This is a genomic window from Nostoc cf. edaphicum LEGE 07299 (assembly GCF_015207245.1).
GTDB lineage: Bacteria > Cyanobacteriota > Cyanobacteriia > Cyanobacteriales > Nostocaceae > Nostoc > Nostoc edaphicum_B.
Window position 1 is genome coordinate 1 of record NZ_JADEXF010000654.1, and the last position, 3,547, is coordinate 3,547.

7 protein-coding genes are annotated in these 3,547 nt (G+C 42.8%); 1 reads left to right on the plus strand and 6 read right to left on the minus strand.

Going from position 1 to position 3,547, the window contains the following annotated elements:
• Positions 1-281 precede the first annotated feature (281 nt).
• The 5 genes from IQ229_RS18405 to IQ229_RS18425 all read right to left on the minus strand — a co-directional run bounded on the left by IQ229_RS18405 (position 282) and on the right by IQ229_RS18425 (position 2,356).
• The gene (locus tag IQ229_RS18405; RefSeq protein WP_146110928.1) at positions 282-431 is read right to left on the minus strand and encodes a plasmid mobilization protein; all 150 of its coding nucleotides are present in this window, start codon (positions 429-431) and stop codon (positions 282-284) included.
• A 182-nt stretch (positions 432-613) separates the two neighbouring features.
• Positions 614-886, minus strand: coding sequence for a hypothetical protein (locus tag IQ229_RS18410; RefSeq protein WP_194046187.1), 273 nt, complete (start codon positions 884-886; stop codon positions 614-616).
• A gap of 5 nt (positions 887-891) precedes the next feature.
• Entirely contained in the window at positions 892-1,077 is a 186-nt protein-coding gene (locus IQ229_RS18415; protein ID WP_194046188.1) for a plasmid mobilization protein, read from the minus strand.
• Positions 1,070-1,285 (minus strand): hypothetical protein, encoded by a 216-nt coding sequence (locus IQ229_RS18420; protein ID WP_194046190.1) that lies wholly within the window; start codon positions 1,283-1,285, stop codon positions 1,070-1,072. The genes IQ229_RS18415 and IQ229_RS18420 overlap by 8 nt, the downstream gene beginning before the upstream one ends.
• A gap of 429 nt (positions 1,286-1,714) precedes the next feature.
• On the minus strand, positions 1,715-2,356 hold the full coding sequence (locus IQ229_RS18425) for a hypothetical protein (RefSeq protein WP_194046192.1): 642 nt from the start codon (positions 2,354-2,356) through the stop codon (positions 1,715-1,717).
• Positions 2,357-2,615: 259 nt separating this feature from the next.
• On the opposite strand from IQ229_RS18425, the gene IQ229_RS24200 reads away from it, so the two are divergent.
• A complete protein-coding gene (locus IQ229_RS24200) occupies positions 2,616-2,834 on the plus strand; it encodes a hypothetical protein (protein WP_228013555.1) in 219 nt (72 codons plus the stop codon).
• 55 nt (positions 2,835-2,889) lie between these two features.
• On the opposite strand, the gene IQ229_RS18430 is transcribed toward IQ229_RS24200, so the two are convergent.
• Positions 2,890-3,474, minus strand: a complete 585-nt coding sequence (locus IQ229_RS18430) for a hypothetical protein (protein WP_194046194.1) — start codon at positions 3,472-3,474, stop codon at positions 2,890-2,892.
• Positions 3,475-3,547: the final 73 nt, after the last annotated feature.

Genomic DNA, 3,547 nt, shown 5'->3' on the forward strand with positions numbered 1-3,547 from the left:
TTATCTAAGATGGTATCTGGTATCATACCAAAGGTATCAGGGGGATAGGATAGGGTACAACAGTTAATCAAGGTAATCTCAGCACCCCTAATGGCATCTAAAGTACCTAATATATGCAAGAGGTAATGTAAATGCTGACTGATTACTACTGTTAGTATCTTATTTTATTATAAAGTATTATTTGAATCCTTGGGGCTTATCCCGGTTTGTTTGTCTTCTTCGAGTCTTTGAAATATTTAGGGTCTAGGGGTAACTAGTTCGCGCTGGTTGCCCCTGTTGTTTTATTGGGTTACTTGAGGTTGCACCGGGAAGCCTAAAGCCGCTAGCCGAATATATTCAGACTGAGAGTATCCAGCGATCGCGGCAAGCTGTTTAATCTTTGCCACTTCCTGTTCATTAGCCCGGATGTTTATCTTTAGGTTTCTAGTCATTTGGGTGTGTTCCTTTTTGTCCCTACTCTTGGATATTGTCATTTAGTTTTACTAACCAAAGAATCAGGGTTCTAGCCTCTGCCTGTCCTCGGATTACCCCCCTGAAACCTTAAGAGAATCTAAAGAATACTAGATATCTATCTTAAGGAATAAGTACTTATGCTTGTGGGTGTCTAAGGGTGCTATGTACCTTTGGCAAAGTTCACTTCATCCCAAATATCCGCTAGGTACTCGACAAAACCCCATTCAGTAACAACTCTACTGATAGTCTCTTGGTATTCATTATCATCCTCATCAACTAACTTAACTAAGTATTGGTTAGCTTCAAAGAAATGGGTTAATGTCTGAGTGCCATGAAAGGTTACAGAATCGATCTGGCAGTCTCGGTAGACTCGACCATTGAGAACATAGTAAGACCAATAAGCAGGGTCATAGATCATGCGGTTAGGTTTCATGGTTGTTACTGGTTACTAATGCTGTCTACTGATGCCCCTAAATCTGCCTTGATCGCCTTCAGGACAGTAGACCGGACATAGCTAGACATCCCCTGACCTGTTACAGTAGCCGCCTGGGACAATAGTTGATGTTCTTCCTCGGTTAGCCATACCTGTAACTTAACTTTGCGGTTGGTTCTCTGATTAGTCATTGATTCCATCCTCATCGATATCCAGGGGCAGGCTATCCACATAAAGCGCCCAGAGGTCAATAAACTTAGAACCTTGTAGGGTGTACAGGGTCTTCCTGGCTGACCTAACCGATGGGATAACCGATAGCTGCTCTAGTTCTTCCTTATTTAGCCCGATCAGGTACTCATCTAAACTCAAAGTAGCTCTAGTAAAAACTGGTAGTTCCATTGTCTTTTTCCTTTCTTAGTATACTCCCATTGTACCCTACTGGGATACTAAATGGCTATCCTTAGCTGGTACATAAATGCATAAACTGGCACATAGGTTAACCTGGTTAGAGTAGCTGGGGTTATTTAGGCTGACATATAAGCCGACTAGCCGCAACTAAAAGCCCCTGTAACCCTTACCAGCTAAGGATAGAGATGTTTTATCCTTTATAGGTATAAATACTATGGCGATCGCTGGCAATCTTTCAATGCACTTGCTGTATCCAAAAACCGAGATAATCAGAGATAACCAGAGATACCTAGAGATAATCGGCACTTCCTCAGTTTACTTGCTGTGACCCTACGCGCACAATAAACCCCACCGGATGTCCAGTGGGGCTATTGGTTATTAGGGGACAATCAAAGGAGCCTGGGTGGCTCCTAAGTGGCTCTAGAACTGTCCTAAGAAAGATGAAAGTAAAATGGCATCCTCGGTGGTAAGTTGGGACATATCAGGGATTGAGATGGGTTGTTTAGCAGCCTCTACTTCTCTGCGGTAAAGATTAGCAAAACCTTCAAATCTCTCTACAGTAGAACAAGCTAAAACTATTGCACCTGGGTCTTCTGAAAAAACAGATTCCAAGATACTATAAATCCACTGAACGCTTCCTAATGGATCTTCTCCGATTAGTTCTTGAACTGCTACATGAAGTTCCTCGGCATTCTTGAAGTTTTGTCCTTGCCATAGGAGTCCCCCATTACCGAATCTTGCGGTTGTAGTTTCTACCCCAAAGTTTTCCTGAGATAGCAACAATGTAGCCAGTCTTAGATATTCATTGATAGCTTTATCCCGACCATAGACCTTAACATATTGATTCAAATAAGTCTGGGAATGATTAGGGGATAACTGACCATGCTTAATCAGTTTTTGAACCGCACCACCTAGCGCCTGTACTGTTTTGAGTGCTGATACTTTCTTAAATGTTTCTGCATCATCAATGGCTTTCTGGGCTGCCTCAGCTTCTCTCTGTGCCTTAGCTGCCTCTGCTGCCATTTCTCGCGCTTGTTGTTTCAAATAATCTAGGTTAACCATTTTCTTAGTCCTTGAAATATTAGGTGCTTCTGTCTATAAACTGTCAACAAGCGCTGTCATCGGCGGACAAAGTATGGTAAATAACCCAAGGACAAAACAATGAACCTTCAACGGATATCAGTAAGGGTAGATGAGGACACCCAGAAATGGTTAAATGCACTCGCCCAAGAGTCGGGCGAATCCTTCAGTACTGTACTCAGAATGGTACTTAGACAAGCCCGATTAAATACTAAGAAAACCTTAAGAAATAACTAAAACTATGTTTAACTTTTCTACCTATTCAACTAACTGGTTACTAAGGAACTATCAAGAGTACCCTAAGCGCCAGAAGTCACTCAAAGAAACTATCGAGATTTTGAATAGAAACCATGAGAAAATGTCTGCCACCATAGACAAACTGGAGATAGCGATCGACAAGCAAACAGCAGTTACCAACAAGTTACTACAATGGCTACAGAACGCACCCAATAAACCCTAGAGAAACCGATGATAAACAAATAGCCCTCTGGACATCCAGAGGGTTTTTTAGTTGGTTATTGGTTTTTAATAAAGTCTAGCCAGCTATCTAATGGCTTAAACAAATGCCGGGGGACTCCATAGGATAGCTCCTCAGCCTTAATCCGCAGCCAGCTTGTCTCCCTGGTCAGCCTATCCGCTTCAGTTACCCTGGCTTCTCCTGTGGCGCGGTCGATGGCAATAACAAAGTGAACCGGGAACTTATAGCGCTCCCATCGGGTTGCAATACCGCCTACCAGTATGTTATGGTTTCCAAAGATGCCTGATTTGGACTTGACTTCAATGTTATAACCTTTACCCCTGTGGATAACTCGGATGTCCCTTTGGTACTTTGGATTCAAGTTTTGGGCTAGCTTAGACTGACTCCGCGATCTCCAGTTATCCGGGTCAGCCTTGTAACTTCCATAAACCGCCCTGTGGGTCATATGTTGATCCAGATGGTAAACCTTGTCTAGCCCCTGAGTCTTCAGATACTCAGCTAGGCTATGTTCCCAACTGTTACCGCAGGCTAGCCTAGCCTCGAAAGTGTCTAGGCGATAACTGCTGTCTTTTTTCTCCCCATTAGGAGAAAGATGTGATATAATGTGAGTAGTAGAAAGCATATAAATCTGGTAGTTTTTGGTAGTCCCCCTAAAAAGCTGGTAACTTTCCGGGGGATTTTAGTTAGAGCAAAAG